At 63.3% G+C, this 14,722-nt stretch carries 13 protein-coding genes; all 13 read right to left on the bottom strand.

All coding sequences use genetic code 11. The features are described 5' to 3' along the window. Positions 1–2: 2 nt before the first annotated feature. Positions 3–551 (bottom strand): NADH-quinone oxidoreductase subunit NuoI, encoded by a 549-nt coding sequence (nuoI, locus tag CHB99_RS13355; protein WP_042125483.1) that lies wholly within the window; start codon positions 549–551, stop codon positions 3–5. A gap of 11 nt (positions 552–562) precedes the next feature. Then, positions 563–1,570, bottom strand: coding sequence for an NADH-quinone oxidoreductase subunit NuoH (gene nuoH / locus CHB99_RS13350; RefSeq protein ID WP_042125481.1), 1,008 nt, complete (start codon positions 1,568–1,570; stop codon positions 563–565). Then, the gene (gene nuoG, locus CHB99_RS13345; RefSeq protein WP_042125479.1) at positions 1,567–4,281 is read right to left on the bottom strand and encodes an NADH-quinone oxidoreductase subunit NuoG; all 2,715 of its coding nucleotides are present in this window, start codon (positions 4,279–4,281) and stop codon (positions 1,567–1,569) included. The genes nuoH and nuoG overlap by 4 nt, the downstream gene beginning before the upstream one ends. Before the next feature lie 133 nt (positions 4,282–4,414). Further along, positions 4,415–5,794 carry an NADH-quinone oxidoreductase subunit NuoF gene (gene nuoF / locus CHB99_RS13340; protein ID WP_042125477.1) on the bottom strand — a complete coding sequence of 460 codons (1,380 nt, stop codon included), beginning with the start codon at positions 5,792–5,794 and terminating at the stop codon, positions 4,415–4,417. Beyond that, positions 5,791–6,288 (bottom strand): NADH-quinone oxidoreductase subunit NuoE, encoded by a 498-nt coding sequence (nuoE, locus tag CHB99_RS13335; protein WP_042125476.1) that lies wholly within the window; start codon positions 6,286–6,288, stop codon positions 5,791–5,793. Before nuoE ends, nuoF begins: the two co-directional genes overlap by 4 nt. 2 nt (positions 6,289–6,290) lie before the next feature. Next, positions 6,291–8,072 carry an NADH-quinone oxidoreductase subunit C/D gene (gene nuoC / locus CHB99_RS13330; protein ID WP_042125474.1) on the bottom strand — a complete coding sequence of 594 codons (1,782 nt, stop codon included), beginning with the start codon at positions 8,070–8,072 and terminating at the stop codon, positions 6,291–6,293. A gap of 77 nt (positions 8,073–8,149) precedes the next feature. Further along, positions 8,150–8,827, bottom strand: a complete 678-nt coding sequence (locus CHB99_RS13325; RefSeq protein ID WP_042125472.1) for an NADH-quinone oxidoreductase subunit B — start codon at positions 8,825–8,827, stop codon at positions 8,150–8,152. Between the two features lie 10 nt (positions 8,828–8,837). Further along, positions 8,838–9,251 carry an NADH-quinone oxidoreductase subunit A gene (locus CHB99_RS13320; protein WP_009400986.1) on the bottom strand — a complete coding sequence of 138 codons (414 nt, stop codon included), beginning with the start codon at positions 9,249–9,251 and terminating at the stop codon, positions 8,838–8,840. 355 nt (positions 9,252–9,606) lie between these two features. Next, the gene (locus CHB99_RS13315; RefSeq protein ID WP_042125469.1) at positions 9,607–10,269 is read right to left on the bottom strand and encodes a lysoplasmalogenase; all 663 of its coding nucleotides are present in this window, start codon (positions 10,267–10,269) and stop codon (positions 9,607–9,609) included. A 141-nt stretch (positions 10,270–10,410) separates the two neighbouring features. Then, positions 10,411–11,736: an isocitrate lyase gene (gene aceA / locus CHB99_RS13310; protein WP_042125467.1), complete on the bottom strand. Its 1,326-nt coding sequence runs from the start codon at positions 11,734–11,736 to the stop codon at positions 10,411–10,413. A 516-nt stretch (positions 11,737–12,252) separates the two neighbouring features. Then, positions 12,253–12,996 carry a secretin N-terminal domain-containing protein gene (locus CHB99_RS13305; RefSeq protein WP_245655609.1) on the bottom strand — a complete coding sequence of 248 codons (744 nt, stop codon included), beginning with the start codon at positions 12,994–12,996 and terminating at the stop codon, positions 12,253–12,255. A 116-nt stretch (positions 12,997–13,112) separates the two neighbouring features. Continuing rightward, positions 13,113–13,544 carry a GNAT family N-acetyltransferase gene (locus tag CHB99_RS13300; protein ID WP_042125463.1) on the bottom strand — a complete coding sequence of 144 codons (432 nt, stop codon included), beginning with the start codon at positions 13,542–13,544 and terminating at the stop codon, positions 13,113–13,115. Further along, the gene (locus CHB99_RS13295) at positions 13,537–14,706 is read right to left on the bottom strand and encodes a ribosomal protein uL16 3-hydroxylase (RefSeq protein WP_042125461.1); all 1,170 of its coding nucleotides are present in this window, start codon (positions 14,704–14,706) and stop codon (positions 13,537–13,539) included. Before CHB99_RS13295 ends, CHB99_RS13300 begins: the two co-directional genes overlap by 8 nt. Positions 14,707–14,722 lie beyond the last annotated feature (16 nt).

The raw sequence follows: 14,722 nt of genomic DNA, 5'->3' as shown, positions 1-14,722 counted from the left end.
CCTTAAGGGAGCAAGCTCTTCACGTTGATCGGCTCGGCTTCGTTCTGCGCGGCGCCTTTCGGCTTGCCGGCAACGGCCATACCTGCAACACGGTAGAAGTTGTAGTCGGGATTCTTGCCGGGGCCGGAGATCAGCAGATCTTCTTTCTCGTACACCAGGTCCTGACGTTTGAACTCGGCCATTTCGAAATCCGGGGTGAGCTGGATCGCGGTGGTCGGGCAGGCTTCCTCGCAGAGGCCGCAGAAAATGCAGCGCGAGAAGTTGATGCGGAAGAACTCGGGGTACCAGCGTCCGTCATCGGTCTCGGCTTTCTGCAGCGAGATGCAACCCACCGGGCAGGCCACGGCACACAGGTTGCACGCTACGCAGCGCTCTTCGCCATCGGGGTCGCGGGTCAGCACGATGCGGCCACGGTAGCGTGGCGGCAGGTAGACCGGCTCTTCCGGGTATTGCAGGGTGTCGCGCTTGCGGAACCCGTGGGAGAACACCATCACCAGGCTGCGCAGCTGGGTGCCGGTGCCCTTAACGATGTCGCCAATATATTTGAACATGGGTCAAATCCTCACTGGGCCGCAACAGCTGGCGTGTTGAGCAACACGATCGCAGCGGTCACCAGCAAATTGATCAGGGTCAGCGGCAGGCAGAACTTCCAGCTGAAGTCCATCACCTGGTCATAGCGCGGGCGCGGGATCGAAGCGCGCAGCAGGATGAACAGCATGATGAAGAAACCGGTTTTCAGGGCGAACCACACGAACGGGATCTGCGGCAGCAGATCGAACGGACCGTGCCAACCACCGAAGAACAGGGTTACCAGCAGCGCCGAGATCAGGATGATGCCGATGTACTCGCCGACGAAGAACATGCCCCATTTCATGCCGGCATACTCGATGTGGTAACCGTCGGCCAGTTCCTGCTCCGCTTCCGGCTGGTCGAACGGGTGACGGTGAGTCACGGCGACGCCAGCGATGAAGAAGGTACAGAAGCCGAAGAACTGCGGAATGATGAACCACAGGTTCTGTGCCTGGTAGTCGACGATGTCGCGCATGTTGAACGAACCGGCCTGGACCACCACGCCCATCAGCGCCAGGCCCATGAACACTTCATAGGACACGGTCTGGGCGGAGGCACGCAGGCTGCCGAGCAGGGCGTACTTGTTGTTCGACGACCAGCCGGCGAACAGTACGGCGTACACCGACAGACCGGCCATGGCGAAGAAGAACAGCAGGCCGATGTTCAGGTCCGCGACACCCCAGGTCGGGGTGATCGGGATGATCACGAAGGCGATCAGCAGCGCGCTCATGGCGACCACCGGGGCCAGGGTGAAGATCATGCGGTCGACGAAGGGCGGGTTCCAGTCTTCCTTGAAGAACATCTTCAGCATGTCGGCGGCGATCTGGAACATGCCGAACGGGCCGACGCGGTTCGGACCGTAGCGGTCCTGCCACCAGCCCAGCAGGCGCCGCTCGACGAAGCTGAGCAGCGCACCGCAGACCACCACCGCCAGCAGGACCACGATGGCCTTGAGGACGGCGATGATCACATCGATCACTTCGGGGGTGAACCAGCTCATTGTGCTGCCTCCTGCAGGCCTTCGACGGATGCACCGAAGATGGCTGGCGGAATACCGGCCAGGCCTTTCGGCAGGGCAACCAGGCCAGCGCCCAGTTCTTCATTGATACGCAGCGGCAGGCGCAGGGTCTGGCCGGCTACGTTCAGGCTGAGCAGGGCACCTTCGTTGACGCCCAGGCGATCGGCTTCCGACTTGGCCAGCGCGACGTAAGGCTGCGGGATGCGTTCCTGCACCGGGGCGGCGCGGGAAGAGTTCTCTTCGCTGCCGAACAGGTGGTAGAACGGCACCGCTTTCCAGGTACCGCGGGCCGGGGCGAAGGCGCCCGGAACGCTGGCGAACCAGTTCAGGCGATCGCCTTGCGACTCGATCAGGCGGGTGCCTGGATCGCCGGCGCGCAGGTGGCCACCGACCTCGTCCTGGAACTTGTTCCAGGCTTGCGGCGAGTTCCAGCCCGGCGACCAGGCGAACGGCACCTGGGAACGCGGTTCGGCGGAACCCGAGTAGCCTTCCATGGAGAAGGCGAAGGCGGTGTCCTTGTCCTGCGGGGTACGCGGTTCGTGCACGCTGATGTTGGCGCGCATGGCGGTACGACCGGAGTAGCGCAGCGGTTCGCGCGCCAGTTTCATGCCCTTGATGCGGAACGCGGCGGACGGCGCGGCGTTGACGATGCCGGCCAGTTGCGGCGCGACGCTGGCGCAGGCGCTGGTGACCTGGTCCAGCTGGGTCCAGTCCACCGGCTTGTTCAGCAGGGTTGCACGCAGGGCGTGCATCCAGCGCCAGCCTTCGTGAACCAGGATGCTGCTGTCCAGGTAGGTCGGATCGAATACCTGGAAGAAGCGCTGGGCGCGGCCTTCCTGGCTGACCAGGGTGCCGTCGCCTTCGGCGAAGGAGGCGGCCGGCAGCACCAGGTGGGCGCGGTCGGTGGTCGCGGTCTTCGAGTGATCGGCAACGATGATGACTTTGGCGGCAGCGAAGGCGGCATCGACCTTGGCGGCCGGCACGCGGCTGTACAGGTCGTTTTCCAGGACGACGATGGCGTCGGCCTTGCCGGAAATCACGGCGTCGAGGGCGGCGTCGACGGAGTCGCCACCGAACATGGCCATGCCGATGCTGTTGGCTTCCGGCACCACCAGGCTCAGGGAGCCGGCTTTTTCACGCAGCTTCAGGGCCTTGGCGATGTTGGCCGCGGCTTCGATCAGGGCTTTTTCGCCCAGCGAGCCACCGGAAACGATCAGCGGACGCTTGGCGGCGACCAGGGCGTCGGCAATGCGCTTGGCCAGTTCCAGGGCCTCGGCGTCCAGGCCTTCGACGGCCGGGGCGCTCGGGTCGATGGCGTGGGCCACGGCGAAACCGATACGGGCGAGGTCGGCGGGAGCGGCGTGCACGCATTCTTCGGCGACGTCATCCAGCTTGGTCTCGGCCAGGCTGGCGATGAACAGCGGGTACAGCGCGTGCTGGCCGATGTTCTTCACCGCGGCGTCGAGCCACGGTTGCACTTTCATCGCTTCGGCCATGGCCTCGGCCTTGCCCTTGGTGGCCTGGCGCACGGCCAGGGCGACGCGGGCAGCGGTCTGGGTCAGGTCTTCGCCGAGGACGAACACGGCGTCGTGGTCCTCGATGTCGCGCAGGGTCGGGACCGGCAGCGGGCTGTCGTTCAGCACCTGCAGGACCAGGCGCACGCGCGCAAGCTCTGCGGCTTCCATACCCGAGTAGAAGTACTCGGCACCGACCAGCTCGCGCAGGCCGTAGTTGCTTTCCAGGCTGGCGCGTGGCGAGCCGATACCGACGATGGTACGGCCGCGCAGCAGGTCGGCGGCCTTGTCCAGGGCGGCGTCCAGGCCCAGCTTGCTGCCATCGGCGAGCAATGGCTGGCGCGGGCGGTCGGCACGGTTGACGTAGCCGTAGCCGAAGCGGCCGCGGTCGCAGAGGAAGTACTGGTTGACCGAACCGTTGAAGCGGTTCTCGATGCGGCGCAGTTCGCCGTAGCGCTCACCGGGGCTGATGTTGCAGCCGCTGGAGCAACCGTGGCAGATGCTCGGGGCGAACTGCATGTCCCACTTGCGGTTGTAGCGCTCGGAGTGGGTCTTGTCGGTGAACACACCGGTCGGGCAGACCTCGGTCAGGTTGCCGGAGAACTCGCTCTCCAGGGCACCGTCCTCGACGCGGCCGAAGTAGACGTTGTCGTGGGCACCGTAGACGCCCAGGTCGGTACCGCCGGCGTAGTCCTTGTAGTAGCGCACGCAGCGATAGCAGGCGATGCAGCGGTTCATCTCGTGGGCGATGAACGGGCCGAGTTCCTGGTTCTGGTGGGTACGCTTGGTGAAACGGTAACGGCGCTCGTTGTGGCCGGTCATTACCGTCATGTCCTGCAGGTGGCAGTGACCGCCTTCCTCGCAGACCGGGCAGTCGTGCGGGTGGTTGGTCATCAGCCATTCGACGACGCTGGCGCGGAACGCCTTGGACTCGTCGTCGTCGATGGAAATCCAGGTGCCGTCGGAGGCAGGGGTCATGCAGGACATGACGATACGACCACGGGTGTCGTTCTCGTCGGTGTACTGCTTGACCGCGCACTGCCGGCAGGCGCCGACGCTACCGAGCGCCGGGTGCCAGCAGAAATAGGGGATGTCGAGGCCGAGCGACAGACACGCCTGTAACAGGTTGTCCGCACCGTTGACTTCGAGCGCTTTGCCGTCTACGTGGATAGTGGCCATGGTTCAAAGTTCTTCGTTGGCCCGCGTGAGCGGGTGTGGCTAATGGAAATCGGTGAGCCCGCGGCTCGCGCGACCAAGTCGGGCGAGCCTGCGCGGCTGGCGGAGGGCACGGACCCTCCGCTTTTTCATCTTGTTATGCGCCGACCACAATCGGCCCGGCCTGGAGAGGCTTGGCCAGGTTCGGGCTCAGGGTCTCGGCAGCAGGATTGCTGGCGACACCGGCCTCGAACTCCGGACGGAAGTATTTGATGGCACTGCCCAGCGGCTCGACGGCACCGGGTGCGTGAGCACAGAAGGTGCGGCCTGGGCCGAGGAAATTGACCAACTGCAGCAGGGTGTCGATGTCCTCGCGCTTGCCCTGGCCTTTCTCCAGTGCGCGCAGCATCTTCACGCTCCATGGCAGGCCGTCGCGGCACGGGGTGCACCAGCCGCAGGATTCGCGGGCGAAGAACTCTTCCATGTTGCGCAGCAGGGAGACCATGCTGATGCTGTCGTCCACGGCCATGGCCAGGCCGGTACCCATCCGGGTGCCGACCTTGGCGATGCCACCGGCGTACATCTGTGCATCGAGGTGCTCGGGCAGGAGGAAGCCGGTACCGGCGCCGCCTGGCTGCCAGCACTTGAGCTTGTAGCCGTCGCGCATGCCGCCGGCGTAGTCCTCGAACAGCTCGCGGGCGGTGACGCCGAACGGCAGTTCCCACAGGCCGGGGTTCTTCACCTTGCCGGAGAAGCCCATCAGCTTGGTGCCGTGGTCTTCGCTGCCTTCGCGGGCCAGCGACTTGTACCAGTCGACGCCGCCATCGACGATCGCCGGCACGTTGCACAGGGTCTCGACGTTGTTGACGCAGGTCGGCTTGCCCCAGACGCCGACGGCGGCGGGGAAGGGCGGCTTGGAGCGCGGGTTGGCGCGGCGGCCTTCCAGCGAGTTGATCAGCGCGGTTTCTTCACCGCAGATGTAGCGGCCGGCACCGGTGTGCACGAACAGCTCGAAATCGAAACCGCTGCCGAGGATGTTCTTGCCCAGCAGGCCGGCGGCCTTGGCTTCGTCGATGGCGCGGTTGAGGTTGCGCGCGGCGGTGGTGTATTCGCCACGCAGGAAGATGTAGCCGCGGTAGGCCTTGAGGGCGCGGGCGCTGATCAGCATGCCCTCGACCAGCAGATGGGGCTGTTGCTCCATCAGCATGCGGTCCTTCCAGGTGTTCGGCTCCATTTCGTCCGCGTTGCACAGCAGGTAGCGGATGTTCATGGATTCGTCTTTCGGCATCAGGCCCCACTTCACGCCGGTGGGGAAGCCCGCACCGCCGCGGCCCTTGAGGCCGGAGTCCTTGACGGTCTGGACGATGTCGTCCTGGGACATCTGGGCGAAGGCCTTGCGTGCCGCGGCATAGCCATTCTTCGCCTGGTATTCGTCGAGCCATACCGGTTCGCCGTCATCGCGCAGACGCCAGGTCAGCGGATGGGTCTCGGCACTGCGCGCGATGCGGTTGGCCGGGCCGAAGGAAGTGATGGTCATACGTAACCCTCCAGCAGTTTGGCTACACCGGCCGGCTGCACGTCGCCGAAGGTGTCGTCGTCGATCATCAGCGCCGGGGCCTTGTCGCAGTTGCCCAGGCAGCACACCGGCAGCAGGGTGAAACGGCCGTCCGGGGTGGTCTGGCCGAGGCCGATGCCCAGTTCGCTCTGGATCTGGCCGACCACGGACTCGTGGCCGCCGATGTAGCAGACCATGCTGTCGCAGACGCGGATGATGTGGCGACCGACCGGCTGGCGGAAGATCTGACTATAGAAGGTAGCCACGCCTTCGACGTCGCTGGCCGGGATACCGAGGATCTCGCCGATGGCGTGGATAGCGCCGTCCGGCACCCAGCCGCGCTGCTTCTGGACGATCTTCAGGGCTTCGATGGACGCCGCGCGCGGGTCCTCGTAGTGATGCATCTCGTGCTCGATGGCCGAGCGCTCGGTTTCGCTCAGGGCGAAACGGTCGGTTTGGATAAGCGTGCTGTTCATGCTTAGCGGTCCACGTCAGCCATAACGAAGTCGATACTGCCCAGGTACGCGATGAGGTCCGCGACCATGCTGCCGCGGATCACCGAAGGGATCTGCTGCAGGTGCGGGTAGCTCGGCGTGCGAATCCGGGTGCGGTAGCTCATGGTGCCGCCGTCGCTCGTCAGGTAGTAACTGTTGATGCCCTTGGTCGCCTCGATCATCTGGAAGGACTCGTTGGCCGGCATGACCGGGCCCCACGAAACCTGCAGGAAGTGGGTGATCAGGGTTTCGATGTGCTGCAGGGTGCGCTCTTTCGGCGGCGGCGTGGTCAGCGGGTGATCCGCCTTGTACGGGCCTTCCGGCATGTTGCGCAGGCACTGGTCGATGATGCGGATACTCTGGCGCATCTCCTCGACACGGACCATGCAGCGATCGTAGGCATCGCCGTTGTGGGCCAGCGGCACTTCGAACTCGAAGTTCTCGTAGCCGGAGTAAGGGCGGGCCTTGCGCAGGTCGAAGTCCAGGCCGGTGGAACGCAGGCCGGCACCGGTAACGCCCCAGGCCAGGGCTTCCTTGGTGTTGTACTGGGCAACGCCGATGGTGCGGCCCTTGAGGATGCTGTTCTGCAGGGCGGCCTTGGTGTACTCGTCGAGGCGCTTGGGCAGCCATTCGACGAAGTCCTTGACCAGCTTGTCCCAGCCGCGCGGCAGGTCGTGGGCGACGCCACCGATGCGGTACCAGGCCGGGTGCAGACGGAAGCCGGTGATGGCCTCGATCACGGTGTAGGCGCGCTGACGGTCGGTGAAGGTGAAGAACACCGGGGTCATGGCGCCGACGTCCTGGATGTAGGTACCCAGGAACAGCAGGTGGCTGGTGATGCGGAAGAATTCGGCGAGCATCACGCGGATGGTGTCGACCTTCTGCGGCACCTTGATTCCGGCCAGCTTCTCGACGGCGAGGACGTACGGCAGGTTGTTCATCACCCCGCCGAGGTAGTCGATGCGGTCGGTGTAGGGGATGAAGCTGTGCCAGGACTGGCGCTCGGCCATCTTTTCGGCGCCACGGTGGTGGTAGCCGATGTCCGGGACGCAGTCGACGATCTCTTCACCGTCCAGCTGCAGGACGATACGGAACGCACCGTGGGCGGACGGGTGGTTCGGGCCGAGGTTGAGGAACATGTAGTCCTCGTTCGTGCCCTGACGCTTCATGCCCCAGGCTTCCGGATTGAAGCGCGCGGCTTCTTCTTCCAGTTGCTGCTTGGCCAGGTTCAGGGTGAACGGGTCGAACTCGGTGGCGCGGGCGGGGAAGTCCTTGCGCAGCGGGTGACCTTCCCAGGTCGGCGGCATCATGATGCGGGTCAGGTGCGGGTGGCCCGGGAAGTCGATGCCGAACATGTCCCAGACTTCGCGCTCGTACCAGTTGGCGTTCGGCCAGATACCGGTGACGGTCGGCACGCTCAGGTCGGTTTCGCTGAGGGAAACCTTGATCATCACGTCGCTGTTACGTTCCACTGAGAGCAGGTGGTAGAACACGGTGAAGTCGGCACCCGGCAGGCCGCGGCGCTGGGTACGCAGGCGCTCGTCGACGCCGTGCAGGTCGAACAGCATGCTGTACGGCTTGGCGACGTTGCGCAGGAAGGTCATCACTTCGATGAGGCGGGCGCGGTCAACCCACAGCACCGGCATGCCGGTGCGGGTTTCCTGGGCGGTGAACGCCTCGGCGCCAAAACGGTTGTGCAGTTCGACGACCACATCCTGGTCGTCAGCCTTGTAAGGCGGAATATAAATAGCGGTGTCCGCTGTCATGGTCTCGGTCGCTTTCGGTCAACGTAGAGAATGAAGCCAGGCCGCCGGTTCCTGGGAACGGGCGGCAGGTCGCTGGATCAGACTTCGTCGGGGCTGCGCAGGTTGGTCACCTGCATGCGCTGTTCACGACGCAGATCTTTCTGGGCCGGCATCTCGGCGCGGTACACGCCTTGATCGCCGACGACCCAGGAAAGAGGGCGTCGCTCCTGGCCAATCGATTCCTGCAAGAGCATCAGGCCTTGCAGGAACGCTTCAGGGCGAGGCGGGCAGCCGGGTACGTAGACATCCACGGGGAGGAACTTGTCGACCCCCTGGACGACCGAGTAGATGTCGTACATGCCGCCGGAGTTGGCGCACGAACCCATGGAAATGACCCACTTCGGTTCCAGCATCTGCTCGTACAGGCGCTGGATGATCGGCGCCATCTTGATGAAGCAGGTGCCGGCGATGACCATGAAGTCGGCCTGACGCGGTGAAGCCCGGATCACTTCGGCGCCGAAACGGGCGATGTCGTGCGGCGCGGTGAACGCCGTGGTCATCTCCACGTAGCAGCAGGACAGGCCGAAGTTGTACGGCCACAGGGAGTTCTTGCGACCCCAGTTGACCGCGCCACTGAGCACATCTTCGAGCTTGCCCATGAAGATGTTCTTGTGGACCTGGTCCTCTAGCAGCGAATCGGAGACGGTTTCCCGTTCTCCGATGGGATACTGCTCGTTGGGCGCATCCGGATCGATTCTGGTGAGATTGTATTGCATTGCCAAAGCCTCATTGTTTCAGCTTCGCTTGCCGCTTGCGGCGACCCACGGGAGCCCAATCGAGCGCCCCGACCCGCCAAAGGTAGACAAGACCTGCCAACAGAATTGCTATGAAAACGAGTGCTTCGACGAATCCGGTCCAGCCGCTTTCGCGGACGGACACAGACCATGCAAAGAGAAAGAGGGCTTCGATATCGAAGATCACGAACAGCATCGCGACCAGATAGAATTTTGCCGACAGGCGCAGGCGGGCGCCGCCGGTGGGCAGCATGCCGGATTCGAACGGTTCGTTCTTGCTGCGGCCCCAGGCCTTGCTGCCGAGCAGGCTGGACAGGCCGAGCATGAAGGCGCAAAGGCCGACGACACCCAACAGGAAAATGGCAAAACCCCAGTTGTGGGCGATCAGTCCAGTCGAATCGGGCATGCTGAGAATCCTTAACAGAGCACGTGGTCTCTGAGCTTGAAAAGAAGTAGAGCAGTGACGATATGTCGCAGCGGAATCTATCGCGCTGATTTTATGGGTAAACCGGGTGCAAGTAAAATTTCTGCTGCAAATTTATTCGTAGGATTAAGAACAAAAATCTTTCGTAACTCGCTGAAAGCCTTGTATTTCGGGCATTGTCGCCGGTTTCGTTAATTATGTTTCTTTCCAGGCGTAATGAACGGCAAGTTTCGGAATGATAATTGATATCATTTGCAGGCCTGCTGTTATTCCGACTGTTCGAGTCAACTAAGAAGTTCATTGCTTGTTTGCCCCGCAAGTTACTTGCAGCCGTGTTCTAGACGCTTTTGTTCTGTGCCGTCGCGCTCTGGATCAAGGTTTCGGCGGATGTCGCCGGCTGCGCCGAGGCGGCGATCGCCCACTGGCCGAGCCAGTAGAACAGGATGATCAGGTACGGCGCGGCAGCGAACGGGCTGACGAAGCGGTCGATGCCGATCAGGCTGTCGGAGAACACGAAGCTCAGTGCGCCGATGCCGGCCAGGCCGCCGCAGGCGAGGGCGCGCCAGAGCATGGCACTGATGGTCAGGGCGTACAGCGCTACTGGCACCAGCAGCGCACCGAGGCCGTGCCAGGCCAGCAGGCCGAACAGGCTGGCGCCACACAGCGCGGCGATCAGCAGGGCGCCGGCGGCGAGGTGGCGCCTCCTGCCCAGGTATGCCCAGAGATACGCCAGGTGGGCGCAGAGAAACGCGGCCAGGCCAGCGACGAACCAGTCCCCCGGCCAGGCCAGGGCCAGGTCACCGACGATCGACAGACCCAGTCCAGCCATGACGGCGTGGCGATAGGCCGTTGCCGGCGCGCGGGCCAACCAGAGCAGCAGCATCAGCACCGGAATCGGTTTTGCCGCCAGGGCCAGCCAGGGGCTGCCGGCGTGCAGTGCATATAGATAGAGGGCGCCGCCCAGCAGGGCGAGGGCGAGCAGGGGTGTGGAGCGGGGCATGGCCGGTCCTTTGATCTGGCGTGCGTGCAAGCATAGCCAAAGGATCGCGACACGCAGGTGCGGGGAGAAAATGAAACGAGGCCCGGAACCCCATCACAGGTCCCGGGCCTCGCGTGTTACCCGAATGCTACAGCGTTTGAATCAGTGGAACTGCTCTTCTTCGGTGGAGCCGGTCAGCGCGGTCACCGAGGACGAACCGCCCTGGATCACGGTGGTCATGTCGTCGAAGTAGCCGGTGCCGACTTCCTGCTGGTGAGCAACGAAGGTGTAGCCTTTCGATGCGTCAGCGAATTCCTGCTCCTGCAGCTTGACGTAGGCGGTCATGTCATTGCGGGCGTAGTCGTGCGCCAGGTTGAACATGCCGTGCCACATGTTGTGGATGCCGGCCAGGGTGATGAACTGGTGCTTGTAGCCCATTGCCGACAGTTCGCGCTGGAACTTGGCGATGGTGGCGTCGTCCAGGTTCTTCTTCCAGTTGAAGGAAGGCGAGCAGTTGTACGACAGGATCTGGTCCGGGTATTCCTTCTTGATCGCTTCGGCGAAGCGACGGGCTTCGTCCAGGTCCGGCTTGGCGGTTTCGCACCAGATCAGGTCGGCGTAAGGAGCGTAGGCCAGGCCGCGGGCGATGGCTTGATCCAGGCCGGCACGAACCTTGTAGAAACCTTCCTGGGTGCGCTCGCCGATCACGAACGGCTGGTCGTACGGGTCGCAGTCGCTGGTCAGCAGGTCAGCGGCGTTGGCGTCGGTACGGGCCAGGATGATGGTCGGTACGCCGGAAACGTCGGCCGCCAGACGGGCAGCGGTCAGCTTCTGCACGGCTTCCTGGGTTGGAACCAGTACCTTGCCGCCCATGTGGCCGCACTTCTTCACGGAAGCCAGCTGGTCTTCGAAGTGAACGCCGGCGGCGCCTGCTTCGATCATGTTCTTCATCAGCTCGTAGGCGTTCAGGACGCCACCGAAACCGGCTTCGGCGTCAGCCACGATCGGCGCGAAGTAGTCGACGTAGCCTTCGTCGCCTGGGTTCTTGCCAGCTTTCCACTGGATCTGGTCGGCGCGGCGGAACGAGTTGTTGATGCGCTTGACCACGGTCGGTACCGAGTCCACTGGGTACAGGGACTGGTCTGGGTACATGGATTCGGCCGAGTTGTTGTCGGCAGCCACTTGCCAGCCGGACAGGTAGATGGCCTGGATACCGGCCTTGACCTGTTGAACAGCCTGGCCGCCGGTCAGGGCGCCCATGCAGTTGACGAAATCTTTCTCAGGGCGGAAGGACGGATGCGCGCCCTTGGTCACCAGGTTCCACAGTTTTTCCGCACCCAGGCGAGCCAGGGTGTGCTCTGGCTGGATCGAACCACGCAGACGGACGACATCGGCAGCGGTGTAGGTACGGGTCACGCCTTTCCAGCGCGGGTTCTCGGCCCAGTCTTTTTCGAGGGCTGCAATTTGCTGTTCGCGTGTCAGTGCCATGGAAATAAACCTCGTCGCATAGGTCTTGGTGAAAAATGTTCGCTCTGTCGGCTGCGCTGTTCTTACAGGGGCAGCACCGAATGCTCGCGGCTCAGGAACGCTGGCGATGAATCAGTCTCGTCTGGCGAAATCGCGACGTTGAACGATGGGCTCGGGGGAGGAAGTGAGCAGGTGCGGGCGACTGCCGGGCAGGTTGGCTCGTGGATGCCGTGCTGCTTCGATCAGTGAATGCCGTGTACCGTTTGATGCGCTTCCGTCCCTCGGGACAACTTCGTTCCAGTCGTAATCTCGTCAAACGCGCCTTGTGGGCTGTACAGACACGAATCGGCCTCGGGGGTAGGTTCGAGGCGCGACCCGAAGGCCCTTGCCAGGGCCCCTGATTAGCGGGAGCGGGGCCATCATGCCTCTGCGATTTCAGGCCGTCAAATGTTTTGTAGTGGTTTTTTCATTCCACTACATCTTTGGTCTAAGGCGACCCATCAGTCAGTTTCAAGGCCGTTGGTCGAGGCCTTGATTTCATTGGCCTGCGCCCAGTTCGTCGACTTTTACCCGCAATGTCATGTTTTCGCCGCGCTGGGTCGAGTACGAGAGGGCCGAGGTAGAGCGTTCGGCCTGACTTTGAGCATTGAACCCCGCGAGCGTGATCCATTCGCCGAGCCTGCCGGTGACCTTCGTGTCGGTACTTTGTACTTTCACTACATCCGGGCGCTCCTGGCTCATGCGGTCGTTGTTGGTGCTGATGTTCAGATGCACCGTGTCGCCGGCGACGCTGGCGGTGACATAGAAGCCCTGGGTGACGTTGCGGTATTCGGTCTGGCTTTGCAGGCGTCCGTAGCTGTCGGTCTGGGTGCTGGTGACGGGAATGCTCTGGCCGATCTGGATCAGCGCCGGGGTGCCTTCGCTGGCTTGCACCTGCTGCAGGCCGCCATCGCGGTTGGCGGTGCCGTAGCGGATGATCCGGGCGTTGCCGCGGTTGTCCTGGAAGTTGCTGTCGTTGTTGTCGACGCTGATCAGCAGGCGTTTCGGCGCTGTGTCAAGATCGCGTAGAAGTGTGCGAAGTTCGTCGATCTTGCCGGGTTCTGCCTTGACGATAAGTTTGTTCTCGAAGGCGCTGACGGTGCCGTCGCGGCCCAGGAAGGCTTGCGCGGTGGGGAGGATTTCGGCACTGGTGCGGTGGTTCAGGGGCAGGACTTCAGTGGCGGCCAGCGCGTTGAGGCTGAGCGACAGAAGCAGGGAGGCGAGCAGGGGGCGTAGCGGCATGTCCATGATCTCCGCGGGTGGAATGGACATGATGGCAAAGATTGTGAAAGTTGTAAGGGGGTTGGCATGGATCCCCGTAGGAGCGGGCAAGCCTCGCTCCTACGGGGAAGGGCGTGTTACAGCGGTTTCGAGTCTCGTACCATGTCCACGTGCGGAATCCCGGCTTCCAGGAACTCCTCGCTGACCACCCGGAACCCCAGGCGCTCATAGAACGCCGTGGCATGGGTCTGCGCCGTCAGCATCTGCTGGCTCAGGTCGCGGTCCTGCGCCTCGACGATGGCCGCCTGCATCAGTGCATCGCCGACTTTCAGCCCGCGCCAGTCCTTGAGTACCGAAACCCGGCCGATCTGGCCATCCTGCAGCAGGCGTGCGGTACCGATGGCGTAGTCGTCCTCGACGGCAAGGAAGTGGATCGCATCGTTATCGTCCGAATCCCATTCCAGTTCCGGCGGCACGTTCTGCTCGGCGATGAATACCGCCTCGCGAATGCGCCGGATATCGGCATTGTCCTTGTGCCAGTCGGCCAGACGGACCTTGATCTTATTCATTGGCGAACCCCAGGCTTCCTTGCTGGACCAGTTGGCAGACCAGTTCCAGGCCGGCTTCGTCGCCCAGCCAGTCGGCCAGGTTCTCGATGTGCAGGGCGTCGGCGGCGCAGATCAGCTTCAGCAGTTCACGCAGATGGCCTGGCAGCAGGCGGCTCTGGCCGCTGGCGAAGAGCAGCAGGTTGTCGTCCACTTCCGACCAGGCCAGGCGTGCGCTCGGGTTGCGGATGATGATCGCGCCCTGTTCCAGGCTGTCGACCAGATCTTCCTCGCTCAGTTCTTCGCCGCTGACCAGTTCCGGGTAGCGTGGCTCGGTCATGAACTGGCCGAACCAGGTCAGCAGCAGGCGTTCGTCGCCCATGTGCTCGTTGAGCAGGCTTTTCAGGCGGCCGAGGGCATCGTGCTGGATCTGGTGGGGATCGTCGCTGACCGGCTGGGCATCGGCGTCGCTGTAGCGCTCTTCATCGGTGAGGAACTGGCCGAGGAAATCGGTGAAGTGGGTCAGCACTTCGGCGGCGCTTGGCGCGCGGAAGCCCACCGAGTAAGTCAGGCAGTTGTCTTCGGCAACGCCGTAGTGGGCCAGGCGTGGCGGCAGGTAGAGCATGTCGCCGGGCTCCAGGACCCACTCGTCGCTCTGCTCGAAGTCGGCAAGGATGCGCAGGTCGGCATGCTCCAGCAGGGCGCTGTCGCTGTTGCACATCTGCCCGACCTTCCAGTTGCGCTTGCCGTGGCCCTGGAGCAGGAACACGTCGTAGTTGTCGAAGTGCGGACCGACGCTGCCGCCCGGTGCGGCGAAGCTGATCATCACGTCGTCGATGCGCCAGCTCGGCAGGAAGCGGAAGTGCTCCAGCAGCTCGGCGACTTCCGGGACGAACTGGTCGACTGACTGCACCAGCAGGGTCCAGTCACGCTCCGGCAGGGTGCCGAAGGTTTCCTCGGTGAACGGGCCGCGACGCATCTCCCACGGGGTCTCGCCGTGTTCAAGGACCAGGCGCGATTCGACTTCCTCTTCCAGGGCCAGGCCGGCCAGTTCGTCGGCGTCGATGGGGCTTTCGAAATCGGTAAAGGCCTGACGGACCAGCAACGGTTTTTTCTGCCAGTAGTCGCGCATGAACTGGCGCGCGGTCAAACCGCCGAGAAGCTGCAGTGGGATATCAGGATTCATGAGTAACCTATTGAAA

Source organism: Pseudomonas japonica, from assembly GCF_900188455.1.
Taxonomy (GTDB): domain Bacteria; phylum Pseudomonadota; class Gammaproteobacteria; order Pseudomonadales; family Pseudomonadaceae; genus Aquipseudomonas; species Aquipseudomonas japonica.
The sequence above is the reverse complement of the archived record's forward strand: the minus strand, read 5'-3'. Positions and strand labels throughout refer to the sequence as shown.

Bases quoted from the DNA above. Each gene is read 5' to 3' on its own strand.
- aceA (WP_042125467.1), bottom strand. From the start codon at position 11,736: ATGGCACTGACACGCGAACAGCAAATTGCAGCCCTCGAAAAAGACTGG.
- CHB99_RS13325 (WP_042125472.1), bottom strand. From the start codon at position 8,827: ATGCAATACAATCTCACCAGAATCGATCCGGATGCGCCCAACGAGCAG.
- CHB99_RS13305 (WP_245655609.1), bottom strand. From the start codon at position 12,996: ATGCCGCTACGCCCCCTGCTCGCCTCCCTGCTTCTGTCGCTCAGCCTC.
- CHB99_RS13295 (WP_042125461.1), bottom strand. From the start codon at position 14,706: ATGAATCCTGATATCCCACTGCAGCTTCTCGGCGGTTTGACCGCGCGC.
- nuoH (WP_042125481.1), bottom strand. From the start codon at position 1,570: ATGAGCTGGTTCACCCCCGAAGTGATCGATGTGATCATCGCCGTCCTC.
- CHB99_RS13315 (WP_042125469.1), bottom strand. From the start codon at position 10,269: ATGCCCCGCTCCACACCCCTGCTCGCCCTCGCCCTGCTGGGCGGCGCC.
- nuoE (WP_042125476.1), bottom strand. From the start codon at position 6,288: ATGAACAGCACGCTTATCCAAACCGACCGTTTCGCCCTGAGCGAAACC.
- nuoG (WP_042125479.1), bottom strand. From the start codon at position 4,281: ATGGCCACTATCCACGTAGACGGCAAAGCGCTCGAAGTCAACGGTGCG.
- nuoF (WP_042125477.1), bottom strand. From the start codon at position 5,794: ATGACCATCACTTCCTTCGGCCCGGCCAACCGCATCGCGCGCAGTGCC.
- CHB99_RS13320 (WP_009400986.1), bottom strand. From the start codon at position 9,251: ATGCCCGATTCGACTGGACTGATCGCCCACAACTGGGGTTTTGCCATT.
- nuoI (WP_042125483.1), bottom strand. From the start codon at position 551: ATGTTCAAATATATTGGCGACATCGTTAAGGGCACCGGCACCCAGCTG.
- nuoC (WP_042125474.1), bottom strand. From the start codon at position 8,072: ATGACAGCGGACACCGCTATTTATATTCCGCCTTACAAGGCTGACGAC.
- CHB99_RS13300 (WP_042125463.1), bottom strand. From the start codon at position 13,544: ATGAATAAGATCAAGGTCCGTCTGGCCGACTGGCACAAGGACAATGCC.